Consider the following 15,370-nt stretch of genomic DNA (forward strand, 5'->3'; position numbering starts at 1 on the left):
TCTATTCCTGTTTTTTCACAGGCGCAGAGAGCGAGAGTCAATGCTTCTAAAATCACCGAAAGTATTACAGAAAACCAATTGCAGGCTACAGGTGCTTATTTGCAGAACAGGTACAAACAATTCTTGGAAAGTTACCGGAGCAATCTAGAGATTGTAAACTATTATGAAAATGAAGGACTTAAAAGTGCAGATGTCGTTACAGAAACAATACAAAAGCAGTTCGTTAATGGGGAAATCAATTACCTGGATTTTGTGATACTCATTAATCAGGCCATCAACATTCAAAGCAATTATGCTGATGCTGTCAAAGCACTGAACGATACTATCATACAAATCAATTATATCAATTAAATTCTTATAACAATGTATTCATTCAATATAAAAAATAAAAGCCTGGGCAAGCTAAAAATGTTATTTCCCACTTTAGGAATATTGTTGTTGGTCCAATGCCAAAACAAACCTGAGGAAGCGGTTAAACAAGCTGTTGTAAATGAAAGCAACACCGTCGTGTTAACAGATGCCCAATTAAAGAATGCGGCGGTTGAAACGGTACGTCTTTCAGAAAAAAACATTGCTTCTGTTTTAAAACTAAATGGGAAAATAGATGTCCCGCCACAAAACCTGATTTCGGTAAACGTGCTATTGGGCGGTTTCTTGAAAAGTACCCGCTTACTGCCGGGAATGTATGTACGAAAAGGAGAAACGATTGCCGTTATGGAAGATCCACAATATATAAAGCTGCAACAGGATTATTTGCAGGCCAAATCAAAACTGCACTTTGCGCAACTGGACTATCAGCGACAAAAAGACCTTAACCAAAGCCAGGCCAGCAGCGACAAGGTGATGCAGACGGCACAGGCAGAGATGAATAACCAACAAATTATGATGAATGCCCTGGCGCAGCAATTACGTCTTATCAACATCAATCCCAATAGCCTGTCGGCGGATAAAATCACCAAAACTATTCCGGTTTACAGCGCAATCAATGGCTTTGTGAGCAAGGTAAATGTGAACATCGGGAAATACGTAAACCCTTCAGATGTATTATTTGAATTGGTCAATCCCAATGATTTGCGCCTCAATCTGAAAGTCTACGAAAATGATTTAGATAAACTGAAAATCGGACAAAAACTACTGGCCTATTCCAATGCAGAACCCGATAAAAAATATCAAGGAGAGATCATTCTCATTAGTAGAAATGTTGGGGACGGTGGTATTTCGGAAGTGCATTGTCATTTTGAATCTCCCAGTGTAAGCCTATCCCCAGGCATGTATATGAATGCTGAAATAGAAGCCAAAACCACGTTCGCCCATGCCGTTCCGGAAGAAAGCGTGGTGAATTTTGAGGGAAAGGATTACGTGTTTGTGCAAACCGCAAAACAAACTTATAAAATGCTACCCGTAACCGTAGGCGCAAAAGAAAACGGCTTTGTCCAAATTGTAAACGCAGACGATTTTACAGGTAAAAACATCGTTTCTAAAAATGCCTACACGCTTCTGATGAAATTAAAAAATACGGAAGATGAAGAGTAACATCATACAGCGCAAAAAATTGCAAACCCAAGTAGTTATTGGAGTTGAGCAACCGGGTTACAATTTCAAAGACTATCATATTAAGAACTCATTTATAAAATTAAAACAATGAAAAAGATTCTCTTGATACTCAATTTGATCGTCGTGTTCCATGCATTTGGTCAGACCACAATAAATAATGCAAAACAACAGGCTAAAGAGCAGCACCGGCTGATCCTGTTAAATTTTTCCGGTTCGGATTGGTGCGTGCCCTGCATCAAAATGCACAAAACCATTTTTGAAAATGAAACTTACAAACAAATGGCTGATAGTCTTTTGGTGTATGTAAATGCTGATTTTCCCAGGAAAAAGAAAAACCAACCGCTATCCCAAACCATAAAGGAAAATGAGGCTTTGGCGGAGCAATATAATCCCGGTGGTGCTTTCCCTTATACACTTTTATTGGATGAAGATGGAAAAGTATTGAAAACCTGGGAAGGCCTCCCAAAAGTTGGTGTGGAAGGATTTACGAACGAAATCATCACCCAATATAAAAAAGTAAGAAAATGACACTAAAGGAATTTCGCAAAACCGAAAAGCTGATGGGGAATGCTTTTGAAATCACCGTTGTGGGCGCAGATGAGATTGTAGCCCATCGGCAAATTGATTCTGCCATTGCGGAGATTAAACGCATAGAGCAGTTATTTACCACATATAAATCAGATAGCCAGACAAACCTGATTAATGACAATGCCGGGATACAGCCGGTGAAGGTAGATACCGAAGTTTTTAACCTGATAGAGCGGAGCCTTCGCATCAGCAGCATTACAAACGGTTTTTTTGACATCACTTACGGTGGGGTAGATAAAGGTCTGTGGAATTTTGACAGGTCAATGACCAAGCTCCCTGATGCTGAAACAGCGAAGAAAATGGTTTATCTCATCAATTATCAAAACGTACTCCTGAACAGGGAAAGCAGTACTGTCTATCTCAAAGAAAAAGGGATGCGTATCGGTTTCGGTGGTATTGGGAAAGGTTATGCCGCAGAAATGGCTAAGGACATTTTGCAAAAGCAAGGTGTGGGTTCTGGTATCATCAATGCTTCAGGCGATTTAACCGTTTGGGGTACACAGGCAAACGGCAAACCCTGGACGATAGGAATTGCCAATCCTGATCAGGCCCGGCTGCCATTTTCTTATCTGAACCTTACAGACACGGCTATTGCCACCTCGGGCAACTATGAAAAATATGTGAAGATTGGCGGAAAAAAATATTCACACACCATCAACCCCAAAACAGGAATGCCGATTACCGGGATTAAAAGTGTAACGGTTATCTGCCCCAATGCAGAGATCGCAGATGCGATGGCTACACCTGTAAGTATTATGGGCGTTAAGGCAGGATTGGAAATGATTAACCAAATCCATCAAATAGAATGCATCATCATAGATGATAAAAACAAAATATTCACTTCAAAAAATATCAATTTATTATGAGAACAAATAAGATAATTCTGTTAGGCGCTATCGGTACATTATTGCTTGGCTCTTGCACCACTGTGAAAGAGTATCAGAAGAACAAACTCAACGATGCCGAAATGATACTGAGCAATCGTACCATAGAAAGGACTGAACTGAACTTTCAATCATACCGTGAAGGTGCTTCCGGAGCCAATGCGGGGAAAAGTGGCGGAGGTTGCGGATGTAATTAAAATCAGTGAAATGCTAACATAAAAAAGAAAAATGAAACGAATATATATAAGTGCGTTAGGACTTCTTAGTTTTTATCAGGTCCAGGCACAGCAGATAAAAGAAGATTCTGCTTCGGTAAGAAAACTAAAGGTGGATGAAGTGAACTTAGTGTCGAGTTATTACAGGCAGGATGGAAACAATTCTGCGGTAACAGGCGGTATCGGAACAGAAAAGCTGACAGATATTTCCAATATCATCAATGTAAAACTCATCCGGTATGACAAGAAAAAACGCAAGCACACCTTTGTAGGAGAATTGGGTGTAGACCACTATACTTCAGCTTCCTCTGATAGGATAGATTTGAAAGCCAATTCTTCTGCATCGAGTAGTGACACCCGAGTTTATCCATCATTAACCTGGCAACTGGAGAATGAAGAAAAAGGGAATAGTTTTATGGCAGGTGTATCTTCTTCCACGGAATTTGACTACCAGTCATTTGGGGCAAATATTGGATTCTCTAAGAAAACAGCCAATAAAATGGGGGAATTTACGGCTAATCTTCATGGGTATCTCGATCAGGTAAAACTTATTGCGCCAATAGAATTGAGAACCTACGGAACAAAGGAAGACGCCGGAACAAAAGGTCGGAATACTTTCGCAGCATCACTTTCCTATTCGCAGATTATCAATGCCAATTTGCAGCTCGTATTTCTTGTAGATGCCGTTCAGCAAAATGGACTATTGAGCCTGCCGTTCCACCGGGTATATTTTTCTGATAATAGTGTACATCAGGAAAAACTTCCCGATAATAGGTTCAAACTTCCTTTGGGGTTCCGTGCCAATTATTTCTTAGGTGACAGGTTCATTATTCGTACCTACTACCGCTATTATACAGATAACTGGGGTATAAATTCCCATACTTTCAACATAGAAACACCCGTAAAATTATCTCCTTTTGTCTCGCTCAGTCCTTTCTACAGGTATTATACACAGACTGCGGTGAAGTATTTCGGTGCTTATCAGACACACAGCGAATCAAACGAGTTTTATACCAGCAATTATGATCTGTCCAAATTCAACAGCCAGTTCTTTGGTATGGGTGCGCGTTTCAATCTTCCTAACGGATTATTCGGAATCTCAAAATTCAATATGATTGAGATTCGCTATGGGCATTATACAAAAACAACGGGTATGAAGGGTGATATTATTTCGTTGAACCTCAAGTTTAAATAAAAATGAAATATCTATTCTTAGTATTCCTTGTATGCCCAACGTTACTTTTTTCTCAAAAGATGGAGGCAGACAGTAGCGTAATATCCCAAAAGACAGATCCTGTATATCAGTTTTCGGCAAAGAAGCTCATCATTCCTTCAGTTCTGGTATCGTATGGTATTTTAAGTTTAATGTCCGATGACTTGAAAAAGCTTAACCAATCGACCCGTTACGAGAGCATGGAACATATCTTGCCCGGAGCCAAGATTGACAACTATACACAGTATGTACCTGCTATTGCCGTTTATGGACTAAATCTGGCCGGTGTAAAAGGGAAGCACAATTTTAAGGATAGAACCATCATTTATATAACCTCACAACTCCTATCGGCAGCAATCGTTTTACCCACCAAACAGTTAGTTGGCGAGGAACGTCCGGATGGTTCCAGTAAGACTTCTTTTCCATCAGGTCATACGGCTACGGCTTTTTCATCCGCACATTTTATGTTCAGGGAATATAACGAAACCAATTTTTGGCTAAGTATTTCCGGCTACCCGATTGCTGCCATGACAGGCATCTACCGGGTTTTTAATGACAAACATTGGGTTGGGGATGTAATTGCCGGTGCAGGTATTGGCATTCTGTCTACAGAAATGGCTTATTGGTTATTTCCGACCATTTCAAAATGGTTTACCGGCAAAAAGAATCAGTCATCATTGGTTATTCTGCCCACTTATCAAACAAAACAATTTGGATTAGGAATTATTAAAATATTTTAAAAAATGAAAAAAGAAAATAAAAATCAGTTTACGGCAACCCACCGGATCTTACATTGGTCGGTTGCACTATTAATGTCTGTTTTATTTATTACCGGATTTTTACGGATGTACTGGATGAGCAAAAAAACAATTATTAATACCGTTCAAACCGGGATGCAAAGGCACAACATTTCCCTGGAAAAGGAACAGATAATATCTATGGTAAAAAGCATTCAAAAACCGATGTGGGAATGGCATGAATATGCTGCCTACATGATGGTTCTGGCATTTTTGGCAAGGATAGTTTATATGCTTGTAAAGGGAATTAAATTTCCTGATCCGTTGAAGAAATCCCAGTCGGTAAAGGAAAGAATGCAAGGATTTATTTATATCGTTTTTTACTTGTTTGTCGCCGTTTCTATCATTACGGGATTTTACCTGAAATGGGTAGATGGCCAATGGAGTGACCAGATATCTGCGATACACAAATGGGCAGTTTATTGGTTCCCGATATTCATTTTATTGCATTTTGGCGGAATCGTAATTGGTGAATTGACAAATAAAAGAGGAATCGTTTCCAAGATGATCGGTGGAGAATAAATAAATAATTCATATTAAAAAATAATTGGTAACCTATTAATTTAGTTATTCCGAAAGCAGTTTCAATACTTGAAACTAATCATCTAAAATTAAAAAATATGACAACCTATAATATTCCAAAACATCTCACAGGTCTTTCGGAAGAAGAGCTAAAAATTTCCCAAAATAAATTTGGTTATAACCACTCAGACAGTATAAAAAAGAATACCTGGTACAATATGTTATTGGCTATTCTCAAAGAACCGATGTTGCTTTTACTCATTGCAGTGGCTGTCATCTATGTGATTGTGGGCAATTATTCCGAAGCGGCTTTTATGTTGGGAGCAATCATAGCTGTTTCAGGTATCTCATTCTATCAGGACAATCGCAGCAAAAAGGCACTGGAAGCGCTGCAAAAACTGAACGAACCACTCAGCACGGTTATCCGAAATTCAAAAGTAATACAAATTGCTACCCACGAAATTGCCGTGGGCGATTTATGCATTACTGAGGAAGGAAAAATGATTAATGCCGATGGTGAAATAGTGCACAGCAATGATTTTTCCGTAAATGAAGCCTCTCTTACAGGAGAAAGTTTTTCTGTGTTTAAAAATCAGGATACCGAAGACAGAAAAATATATAGCGGTACTTTGACAGTTTCAGGACTGGCGGTTTTTAAAGTAGAAAAAATCGGTTCAGAAACCAAGCTGGGAAAAATCGGAAAATCCATTCAGGAGATTAAAGAAGAGCGTTCACCACTGCAAATCCAGATTACCAAATTTGTAAAATGGATGGCAGTTATTGGAATAGTGGTTTTTCTGATGGTTTGGGCATACAGTTTCTGGCAATCACGGAATATTATAGAAAGTCTATTGGTCGGGCTGACTTTGGCAATGTCCATTTTACCGGAAGAAATTCCCGTGGCTTTCACTACGTTTATGGCATTGGGAGCGTGGAAACTAATGCGTGAAGGTATAATAATCAAGCGTAGCAGCGTGGTAGAAACACTGGGAAGCACTACTGTAATTTGTACAGATAAAACCGGAACAATTACTGAAAACTCCATGCGACTGAAAGCCCTTTTCGATTACAAATCCAATCAGGTTTTTGACGAAGAACGTTTCAATGCACCCGAACTTTCCGAACTCATTGAGTTTGCGATGTGGAGCAGTGAACCCGTTCCGTTTGATCCGATGGAAAAAACACTTCATGAGATTTATGAGCAAGCTCAACCGAATGACCGACGGAAAGATTTTCAAATGGTGCACGAATATCCGTTGGACGGTAAGCCTCCGATGATGACGCATCTTTTTGAAAACCATTCTGGCGAAAGAATAGTGGCAGCCAAAGGTGCTCCCGAAGCCATTCTTGCTGTTTCCAATCTTTCGGAATACGAAAAAGACAAACTGCGTCAGCATATCAGTGATTTTGGCAAACAAGGTTACCGGATATTAGGCGTTGCCAAATGTTATTTTAAGGGAAACAATTTTCCCGAAAAACAGCAGGATTTCAATTTTGATTTTTTAGGATTTACTGTGTTTTACGACCCTCCTAAAAAAAATATCCAGCAAGTATTCAAGAAAATTTACGATGCCGGAATTAAAGTAAAAGTGATTACAGGCGACAATGCCGACACCACAAATGCCATTGCCCGACAAGCGGGTATTGTCAACCATACTCCGGCTGTTAATGGTGCTGAAATCATTCATCATTCCGAAGTAGAATTAATAGAGCTTTCAAAGACAACAACCTTATTTACAAGGATGTTTCCCGAAGCAAAGCTGGCAATAGTAAACGCTTTGAAGCAAAACGGAGAAGTGGTGGCTATGTTGGGTGATGGTGTGAACGATGCCCCTGCACTGAAAGCCGCTCATATTGGTGTCGCTATGGGAAACAAAGGAACAGAAATAGCCAAAGCAGCAGCCTCACTGGTGATTACCAACGATGATTTAGACAAACTCATTACAGGAATTGCTGCAGGGCGCCGGATTTACGCCAATATCAAAAAAGCTATTCAGTATATTATCTCTATTCATATTCCGATTATTCTCACCGTTTCACTGCCTTTGTTTTTAGGTTGGATTTACCCGCATATTTTTACGCCGGTACATGTTATTTTTCTGGAGCTCATTATGGGGCCAACCTGTTCCATTGTCTATGAAAACGAACCGATAGAGAAAAATGCAATGTTACAAAAGCCACGTAAAATGACAGAAACCTTTCTGAACCGGAAAGAATTAAGCATCAGCATTATTCAAGGCTTGATAATTACAGCAGGTGTATTATTCGTTTATCAATTTGCCGTTCAAAAGGGAAGTAACGAAGAAACTACAAGAGCAATGGTTTTTACTACCTTAATTTTTTCCAATATATTTTTGAGTCTAGCGAACCGCTCTCTCACTTATAGTATATTCGACAGCTTCAAATACAAAAACCGTTTATTTCCGGTTATCATCGGAGCAACGTTGGCATTACTTTTTGCCATATTGTATATACCCCGTTTTGCTGATTTCTTTAATGTAACCGGGTTGAACATCCCGGAATTAGGAATGTCGTATTTAATTTCGGCGGCTTCGGTTCTGTGGTTTGAGATGTATAAATGGATAAAAAGAAGATAATAAAGCAATGATTTTGCAATGCGAGATTACTTTTAAAACCTCCACAAAGGAAAATATGCCGTGAATATCGTAATTGGTGAATTGACAAATAAAAAAGGAATCGTATCCAAGATGATTGATGGAGAATAAAATAATTTAAACTAAACAATATAAATAACTACAAAAATGGAATTGGAAAAACATTATGTAAACAGAGTGGGTTGGCTAAGGGCGGCTGTTTTAGGCGCTAATGACGGATTGCTTTCCACCACAAGTATTGTAATCGGCGTTGCCGCCGCAGAGCCCAACCGACATGCTATAATTTTGGCAGCTTTGGCAGGAACCATCGCAGGCGCTATGTCGATGGCCGCAGGAGAATATGTTTCTGTAAGCTCACAGTCGGATACAGAAAAGTCGGACATCAACAGGGAGAAGATGGAGTTAGAAAAAATGCCTGAAATTGAACTCCACGAATTAGCAAAAATTTATGAAAAAAGAGGGGTAAGCAAAGAAACCGCAATGCTCGTCGCGAAAGAACTAACAGATCACGACGCTTTAGAAGCACATGCAAAAGATGAATTGGGAATAAATGAAATTACGATAGCAAAGCCTTTTCAGGCCTCCATAGCATCTTTTTTCTCCTTTCTTTCAGGTGCTGCATTGCCAATGATTCTCGCAATTTTTGCTCCAGAAAAAGATATGGTGTATTACCAATATGCTTTTTCAATTGTTTTTCTGATGATTTTGGGGGCTTTAGCGGCTAAAACCGGAGGATCCAACATTGGGGTAGCCGTCATGAGAATCTGCTTCTGGGGAACTATTGCAATGGCCGTAACTGCTATTGTAGGGCATGTATTTGGTGTAAATGTTTCCTGAGAAAGATGAATAACAAAATCAAATGAATATTCAATTTTAATATGAATGACAACTGAATATCGATGCAAATGTACTTAGAAAGAATAAAGAAGTATGTAGTCCGCCTATTTGAATTGCGGACTACACCGGATCTGTGCTACCATAATCTGGAACATACACAGACCGTTGTTAAAAACGCAACCGAAATGGCAGATTTTTATCATTTAAACGATAAGGAAAGATTTGTTTTGTTCGCAGCGGCATGGTTTCATGATACCGGTCAATTATTGGGGCCAATGGATGGTCATGAAAAAAGAGGGGCATATATTATGGAACAATTTCTACATAGCCAGAAAATTGATCCCAGTACTATTGCTGAAATAAGCAAAGCAATTATGGCAACAGTGTTAAACGCTGAACCTGAAGGTTTGATCGAAGAGATTTTAAGGGACGCTGATGTATATCATTTAGGAACCCATGATTTTCGACAAATAGATAAACTTGTATGGAAAGAAACAGAGCAACGTACCAAGAAAAAAATAGCTGATAAATTACAAAAATCATTGGTCTTTCTCAATAAGCACCAATTTTATACCACTTATTGCAAGGACAGGCTCTTAGCCGGAAAGAATGCGAATGTGGCTTATCTCAAAAGTTTGATAAAGGCTTCTTAAGAATGCAAATAATTTTATTATTGAATATTTATGATTTAATACAAGGGAAACACTTTAACGAATAACCATTTTAAACTAGCTTTTAAATGAAAGATTATTGTAAAAATATAATAAGAGAATTAGATGATGAAATTAATGAGTTATCTGTCGAATTGAATGACTCTTTAGCGATATACGAAAAGGCTATTGGCTTAACTATAGAAAAAATAGCTGATTTAAAACAATTTGTAGTAAAAATTGGGTTTAAAGACATTAATGAAGAAATCCACTTTTTCAAAAATCTGAAACCTACCATTGTTTCAAAACTAATTTACTATAATGCCATTTATAAAATTGAAACTAAGAAGCCTAATGACGCAAAGGCTATTCGGAAATACTTTAGAGAAGAATTGAAAAAATTGAAAAGGTATTTTGACAACAATCTCGAATTTTATAAATACTACCGAACGAACAATTCCTTTGTCGATGAAAAGCTGTTTGTTCTAGGAAAACATGATATAAAATTAAGTTTGGACACTGTTTATTTTGAAACAGACCATAGATTTTCCACTTCCCACGATTATAAAGCTGCAAAGATTATTGCCAATGACCTGATACAACTCTATCTTGAAGATCAGCTAAATAATACTAATTATAATTGTAATCATAAAAAATCCAATAACCCACCTTTAAACTGGACAGGCAACAAAACCGCTTTAACCGAATTGATTTACGCCTTATATTCACAAGGGGTATTTAGAAATGCAGACATCAAAGTCATCGCCAAAACATTTGAAAGTACATTCAATATCAGTTTGGGTGACTTTTATCATACATTTATGGAACTTAAATCCAGAAAAATAAACCGGACGAAGTTTCTTGACAGCCTATGCGCTGCGCAACTCCCTGTGAAAAAGAAAGGGATTACCTTAAACAATATGCGTAGCCTTTTTTTCACTGATAAATAAATGTCTCCAGCTTTTGGGGGTAAGTCCATCATCTGATAAGACTCGTCTATCAAGTGATCTGCTTTTGCTGAAATATTGCGTTCTTGACGCTCGATTTCAGAAAGTATAGTACTCAATGAGAAATTCATATCCTATAAATTTTATAAGCGGAAAATTCCGCAAATACAAAATTTATACTTTAAAATGAATAAAAAGCCCAAGCTATGCCCAACTTGGGTAAGATTTTTCTATCCAAAGTGTAATAAAAGAAAGACATTAGACCCGGGCATACTCAATCAGGCTGTTTTGTATGGAGGGTTAATTCACTGTGCTGCAATCCCCATTCAATCATAGATTCAAGGACTGTTTTGAACGATTCACCCGATTGGGTCAGTTCATACTCCACCGTAATCGTAGTAGAAAAAGATACCGCAGATATTATCTCTTATCAAAAAAACAGGGCAGATAATGTGAAGCTGGAAATCGAAACTAATTAGAGGCGGGTGAGGCAGAATAGTGCAGGGATTATTGAAAGTGAAATGGAACGCATTAAGAATGACCCAGATTTACAGCGTTTGGTACTACAGGAAAAGTAGCCAGTCACGGACTTGCTTTCACCAGGGGCATTTTTTACCCTGCAAAATAAATATTCAATTGTTTTATTGAATATAAGGAGTGGTTTTTATACCTTTATGGAAACAGAAAATAAATATGCGATATTTCATTTTTTTATTTGCCGCTATGCTGCTATTCAGCACTGGAATATCTGCACAGAAAAAACAGGAGTTTTATGAAATAAAAGTTTATCATTTTAACACCATAGAACAGGAAAATATTATTGATAAATATTATGAAAAAGCCTTTATTCCTGCCGCTCACAAATTGGGAATAAAAAGTATTGGTGTGTTTAAACCGATTGCAAATGATACGGCAACAAAAAAATACATATATGTAATTCTTCCTTTAGCTTCTGCAGAGCAAATGATTAGCATACCTTCCCAACTTGAAAGAAACGCTGACTACATGAAAGCAGGAGATGAATATATCAATGCCCCGTATACGACCCCACCGTATACACGATTTGAATCTATTTTTTTAAAAGCATTCAAAACAGCACCGCTGATGCAATTGCCTAAGCTTAGCTTACCGAAAGCAGAACACGTGTATGAGTTAAGAAGTTACGAAGGACATACTGAAAAGATTTATCGTAATAAGGTGCACATGTTTAATGAAGGGGGTGAGGTGCCTCTTTTTAAAAGATTAAACTTCAATGCAGTTTTTTATGCGGAGGTAATTACAGGCAGCCATATGCCCAACCTTATGTATATGACAAGTTTTGAAAACATGAAAGATCGAGATGCCCATTGGAAAACTTTCGGAGACGATAATGAATGGAAAACTTTGTCTGCAAAACCCGAATATCAAAAAAATGTTTCCAAGGCAGACATCATACTGATGAAGGCTACTGCTTATTCAGACTATTAAACCTTTCAGCTAAAACCCTACTTCCCTTATAATGTCCGTCTTCAAAGAAAAGTTCACCGGTATTGTGTTAAATTCTAAAGGAGGCATACTGGCATGAGATTAAAGTTAAAGAACAAAATAACACACAAAATAATGAAATGAGTAATTTCGATAACTATTTCGACAACCATTATATCCATAAAACTAATTGGCTTAGAGCGGCAGTCCTTGGTGCAAATAATGTTATATTATCAGTGGCCAGCATTGCTATTGGTGTAGCTATGGCCATTGACTTTTGCTACGTGTCATTAGTGGTCATTGTAACAAAGACAAAGTAACCCTAAAAAATATCATGACAAGTTAAAAATAAAGCGACTAACAAACAATGGAAAAAGCATTAAAACCAGAAGATATTACAGACTTATTTTTGGAATACATAAACACAGGAAATATTGATGGACTAATATCAATATATGAAGATGACGCTGTTTTAATTACAGACAGAAATCACTCATTTGCTAAAGGTAAAGTAGAAATAGGAGATTTTTACATTTCATTATTGGTTGATAAACCTATATTTGAAAAAGGTCAACAGCGACCAGCAATTATCAATGGAAATTTAGCGTTGACTTCATCCAGACTTTTAAATGGATTTGTGACTGCCGAAGTTGCGCGACAACAAAATGACGGAACTTGGAAATGGAGTATTGACCAGCCAATTATTGCTATTGAGAAAGATGAAAAATAGAACAACGAACCGCTAACAGGGTATTTGCAATAGTGCGGCTTGACATTAAATGCTCGACTTTGGTAATTCTATTTAACTTTAGGACAAAACTCGGCTGACGGTTCGCTATTTCCGCACCATCCCAAATTCTAATTTTAAAATATGACAGATTCAAATAATAAAGAGATTAACTATACATCATTAGATATTGCTATTAAAAGAAGTAATGACTTAGAAAAGGATTTACATCTTAATCCTCAAAACATAGAGTTTTAACTGGAGATAGACCTACTGGGAATTTGCACATTGGACATTATTTTGATTCATTACAAAATAGAGTTCGTTTGCAAGATTTGGGTGTGGAAACCTATATTTTAATTGCAGATTATCAAGTATTAACTGATAGAGATATTTTTCAGGATATTTCTAAATTCGTTACAGAACTTACTTTAGATTATTTGGCTTGTGGATTAGACCCTTTAAAAAATAAGACACATATTTTTTCCCCCTAGTCACATACCGGAACTTAATCAACTAACGATACCATTTTTATCATTGGTTTCAAATGCAGAACTTAATAGAAATCCCACTACAAAGGAAGAAATTACAGCTTCGGGTCAAAGTGTTATCAATGCCGGAATGTATACATATCCCGTTCATCAGGCGGCTGATATTTTATTTTGTAAAAGTGATGTTGTTCCTGTCGGGAAAGACCAACTCCCTCATATTGAAATGGCAAGAACAATAACAAAAAGGTTTAATACGAAATTTAAAACAAATGTTTTTAAAGAACCGATTGGTTTATTAAGTGAAACTCCTGTGATTTTAGGAATAGATGGTTCTCAAAAAATGAGTAAGAGCAGGAATATTCCATCCCATTTTTTTTGTACTTTTGTAATTGATTTACAAGGAAATTCGAAGAATTTGAATGCGATGAGCACCATTACTAAATCGTTACCGACAACGATAGATCGCCTCGTAAGCTGTTATTTATAAGCTACTTTAGCTTTTTCTAACGTTTTTTTAAAAAAATAGTAAGCAAAATACTATCTTATATTCATAAAAAGATAATATTTTGTAAACATAGGATCATTTTTATTTTTTTATTTTGGTGATAATGAGTAATATGATTTTATATCGCCTTGTTTTTATAATCCTATTTGGTCTTAATATCATTTTTCTGTCTTGCGATAATACCGACCACACCATCAAAATGAAAGGTTCAGATACGGAGGTCAATCTCGCCGTTAATTTAGCCGAAGCATATAACCAAACGGACCCTACATTCAGTATGGCCATTTCAGGCGGAGGCTCGGGACTCGGTATTACTTCGCTATTAAATGGACAAGCAGATATCGCCAACTCATCACGTCCCCTGACCGAAGAAGAACTGGCGCTCTTCAAAAAGAACAATATGCCTTTAAAGACTGTTGTTTTTGCCGAAGATGCCACTGCATTTGTCGTTCACAGTGATAATCCCATCACGGAGCTGGACGTAAATACACTATCAAAAATCATGAGTGGCGAAGTCGAAAACTGGGAATCAGTAAGCGGACAGCATGTTCCAATAAACATATACGGCAGGCAGAGCAGCTCAGGTACTTACTCATTTATTCGCAAAAAGCTAAAAATAGCCTATAGTCAAAAGGCGAAGGAAATGACCGGAAACGCACAAATTCTGGAAGCCATCAAAATTGACAAGTCTGGTATCGGTTATGTCGGGGCTGGTTATATTTCGAAGAAGATTCAAGACAACAATGGAATCAAGGTATTGAAAATCAAAAACAACGTGGATTCCATTGCCATATCCCCATTAGACCCAACAGCTATAAAAAACAGATTATACTTCTTTCAACGCCCCCTCTATCAGTTTATTCCCGAAAAATCATGGAGCAAAGTGCTTTCATTTATTCAATTTGAGACAAAGGGTGAAGGGACTAAGATCATCGAAAACTCAGGTTATTACCTTATTCACTAAAATAACATGCAGTACAAACAACGAATAACTATGTATCCGTCCTATGAACTACAGTTCTGTTGATTTTTTAAAGTTCTGCGGATAAAGATTCTTTAAGTTTTTATGGTTTATTGACATGATGTTTTGCAGCGTATGCTTTAACCACTCGAAAGGGTTGACATCATGCTTTTTGCAGATAGCAAAGAATGAGTAGATCATCGCTGCACGCTGTGCTGCTTCATGGCTTCCGGCGAAGAGGTAATTTTTCCGGCCCAGGTTATGTAAAGTTTTACATAACCTGGGAGAAAGTCTAAGAAAAAAAAGGTAATATTGTCAGGTCATTGGTAATGATAACCCTTGAACCAAAATCAGGGGGGTCAGTATGCCCGGAATGGGGTCAACATCATCGGAATATGCA

General features: G+C 37.6%; 19 protein-coding genes and 1 pseudogene. 18 read left to right on the forward strand and 2 right to left on the reverse strand.

Features of this window, described 5'->3' with window-relative positions:
• The 12 genes from B2X72_RS00215 to B2X72_RS00270 form a co-directional block, all read left to right on the forward strand.
• Positions 1 to 351, forward strand: a 351-nt coding sequence (locus tag B2X72_RS00215; RefSeq protein ID WP_286847990.1) for a TolC family protein, incomplete at its 5' end; no start/stop codon positions are given.
• A 12-nt stretch (positions 352 to 363) separates the two neighbouring features.
• Positions 364 to 1,533 (forward strand): efflux RND transporter periplasmic adaptor subunit, encoded by a 1,170-nt coding sequence (locus B2X72_RS00220; RefSeq protein ID WP_286735076.1) that lies wholly within the window; start codon positions 364 to 366, stop codon positions 1,531 to 1,533.
• A 108-nt stretch (positions 1,534 to 1,641) separates the two neighbouring features.
• Entirely contained in the window at positions 1,642 to 2,082 is a 441-nt protein-coding gene (locus B2X72_RS00225) for a thioredoxin family protein (protein ID WP_021188766.1), read from the forward strand.
• The gene (locus B2X72_RS00230) at positions 2,079 to 3,008 is read left to right on the forward strand and encodes an FAD:protein FMN transferase (protein WP_021188767.1); all 930 of its coding nucleotides are present in this window, start codon (positions 2,079 to 2,081) and stop codon (positions 3,006 to 3,008) included. The genes B2X72_RS00225 and B2X72_RS00230 overlap by 4 nt, the downstream gene beginning before the upstream one ends.
• Entirely contained in the window at positions 3,005 to 3,223 is a 219-nt protein-coding gene (locus tag B2X72_RS00235; protein ID WP_021188768.1) for a DUF4266 domain-containing protein, read from the forward strand. Before B2X72_RS00230 ends, B2X72_RS00235 begins: the two co-directional genes overlap by 4 nt.
• A gap of 31 nt (positions 3,224 to 3,254) precedes the next feature.
• Positions 3,255 to 4,436, forward strand: a complete 1,182-nt coding sequence (locus B2X72_RS00240; RefSeq protein ID WP_021188769.1) for a DUF3570 domain-containing protein — start codon at positions 3,255 to 3,257, stop codon at positions 4,434 to 4,436.
• Positions 4,437 to 4,438: 2 nt separating this feature from the next.
• Complete coding sequence (locus B2X72_RS00245; RefSeq protein ID WP_115046020.1) at positions 4,439 to 5,194, forward strand: phosphatase PAP2 family protein; 756 nt, start codon at positions 4,439 to 4,441, stop codon at positions 5,192 to 5,194.
• Positions 5,195 to 5,197: 3 nt separating this feature from the next.
• Entirely contained in the window at positions 5,198 to 5,773 is a 576-nt protein-coding gene (locus B2X72_RS00250; protein ID WP_021188771.1) for a cytochrome b/b6 domain-containing protein, read from the forward strand.
• A gap of 98 nt (positions 5,774 to 5,871) precedes the next feature.
• Positions 5,872 to 8,370, forward strand: a complete 2,499-nt coding sequence (locus tag B2X72_RS00255; protein ID WP_115046018.1) for a cation-translocating P-type ATPase — start codon at positions 5,872 to 5,874, stop codon at positions 8,368 to 8,370.
• A 165-nt stretch (positions 8,371 to 8,535) separates the two neighbouring features.
• Complete coding sequence (locus B2X72_RS00260; RefSeq protein ID WP_115046016.1) at positions 8,536 to 9,225, forward strand: VIT1/CCC1 transporter family protein; 690 nt, start codon at positions 8,536 to 8,538, stop codon at positions 9,223 to 9,225.
• Positions 9,226 to 9,293: 68 nt separating this feature from the next.
• Positions 9,294 to 9,878: an HD domain-containing protein gene (locus B2X72_RS00265; protein ID WP_236590823.1), complete on the forward strand. Its 585-nt coding sequence runs from the start codon at positions 9,294 to 9,296 to the stop codon at positions 9,876 to 9,878.
• 86 nt (positions 9,879 to 9,964) lie between these two features.
• Entirely contained in the window at positions 9,965 to 10,825 is an 861-nt protein-coding gene (locus B2X72_RS00270) for an RteC domain-containing protein (protein WP_021188773.1), read from the forward strand.
• Positions 10,826 to 11,096: 271 nt separating this feature from the next.
• On the opposite strand, the gene B2X72_RS26575 is transcribed toward B2X72_RS00270, so the two are convergent.
• Positions 11,097 to 11,210, reverse strand: coding sequence for a winged helix-turn-helix transcriptional regulator (locus tag B2X72_RS26575; protein WP_201649433.1), 114 nt, complete (start codon positions 11,208 to 11,210; stop codon positions 11,097 to 11,099).
• A gap of 305 nt (positions 11,211 to 11,515) precedes the next feature.
• Here B2X72_RS26575 and B2X72_RS00275 point away from each other — a divergent pair, with 305 nt between their 5' ends.
• The 6 genes from B2X72_RS00275 to B2X72_RS00300 all read left to right on the forward strand — a co-directional run bounded on the left by B2X72_RS00275 (position 11,516) and on the right by B2X72_RS00300 (position 14,973).
• The gene (locus B2X72_RS00275) at positions 11,516 to 12,289 is read left to right on the forward strand and encodes an NIPSNAP family protein (protein WP_115046010.1); all 774 of its coding nucleotides are present in this window, start codon (positions 11,516 to 11,518) and stop codon (positions 12,287 to 12,289) included.
• Positions 12,290 to 12,426: 137 nt separating this feature from the next.
• Complete coding sequence (locus tag B2X72_RS00280) at positions 12,427 to 12,606, forward strand: hypothetical protein (protein WP_084825473.1); 180 nt, start codon at positions 12,427 to 12,429, stop codon at positions 12,604 to 12,606.
• A 47-nt stretch (positions 12,607 to 12,653) separates the two neighbouring features.
• Positions 12,654 to 13,016, forward strand: coding sequence for a hypothetical protein (locus tag B2X72_RS00285; protein ID WP_021188776.1), 363 nt, complete (start codon positions 12,654 to 12,656; stop codon positions 13,014 to 13,016).
• Positions 13,017 to 13,294: 278 nt separating this feature from the next.
• Positions 13,295 to 13,507, forward strand: a complete 213-nt coding sequence (locus tag B2X72_RS00290) for a hypothetical protein (protein ID WP_052764441.1) — start codon at positions 13,295 to 13,297, stop codon at positions 13,505 to 13,507.
• Positions 13,508 to 13,511: 4 nt separating this feature from the next.
• Entirely contained in the window at positions 13,512 to 13,991 is a 480-nt protein-coding gene (locus B2X72_RS00295; protein ID WP_262511808.1) for a hypothetical protein, read from the forward strand.
• Between the two features lie 130 nt (positions 13,992 to 14,121).
• Positions 14,122 to 14,973, forward strand: a complete 852-nt coding sequence (locus tag B2X72_RS00300) for a substrate-binding domain-containing protein (protein ID WP_115049350.1) — start codon at positions 14,122 to 14,124, stop codon at positions 14,971 to 14,973.
• A 48-nt stretch (positions 14,974 to 15,021) separates the two neighbouring features.
• On the opposite strand, the pseudogene B2X72_RS00305 reads toward B2X72_RS00300, so the two are convergent.
• Positions 15,022 to 15,228 (reverse strand): annotated as a pseudogene (locus B2X72_RS00305) (IS66 family transposase); the annotation flags it as partial.
• Positions 15,229 to 15,370: the final 142 nt, after the last annotated feature.

It is taken from the genome of Sphingobacterium sp. UBA7253 (genome assembly GCF_002472745.1).
Lineage (GTDB): Bacteria > Bacteroidota > Bacteroidia > Sphingobacteriales > Sphingobacteriaceae > Sphingobacterium > Sphingobacterium siyangense.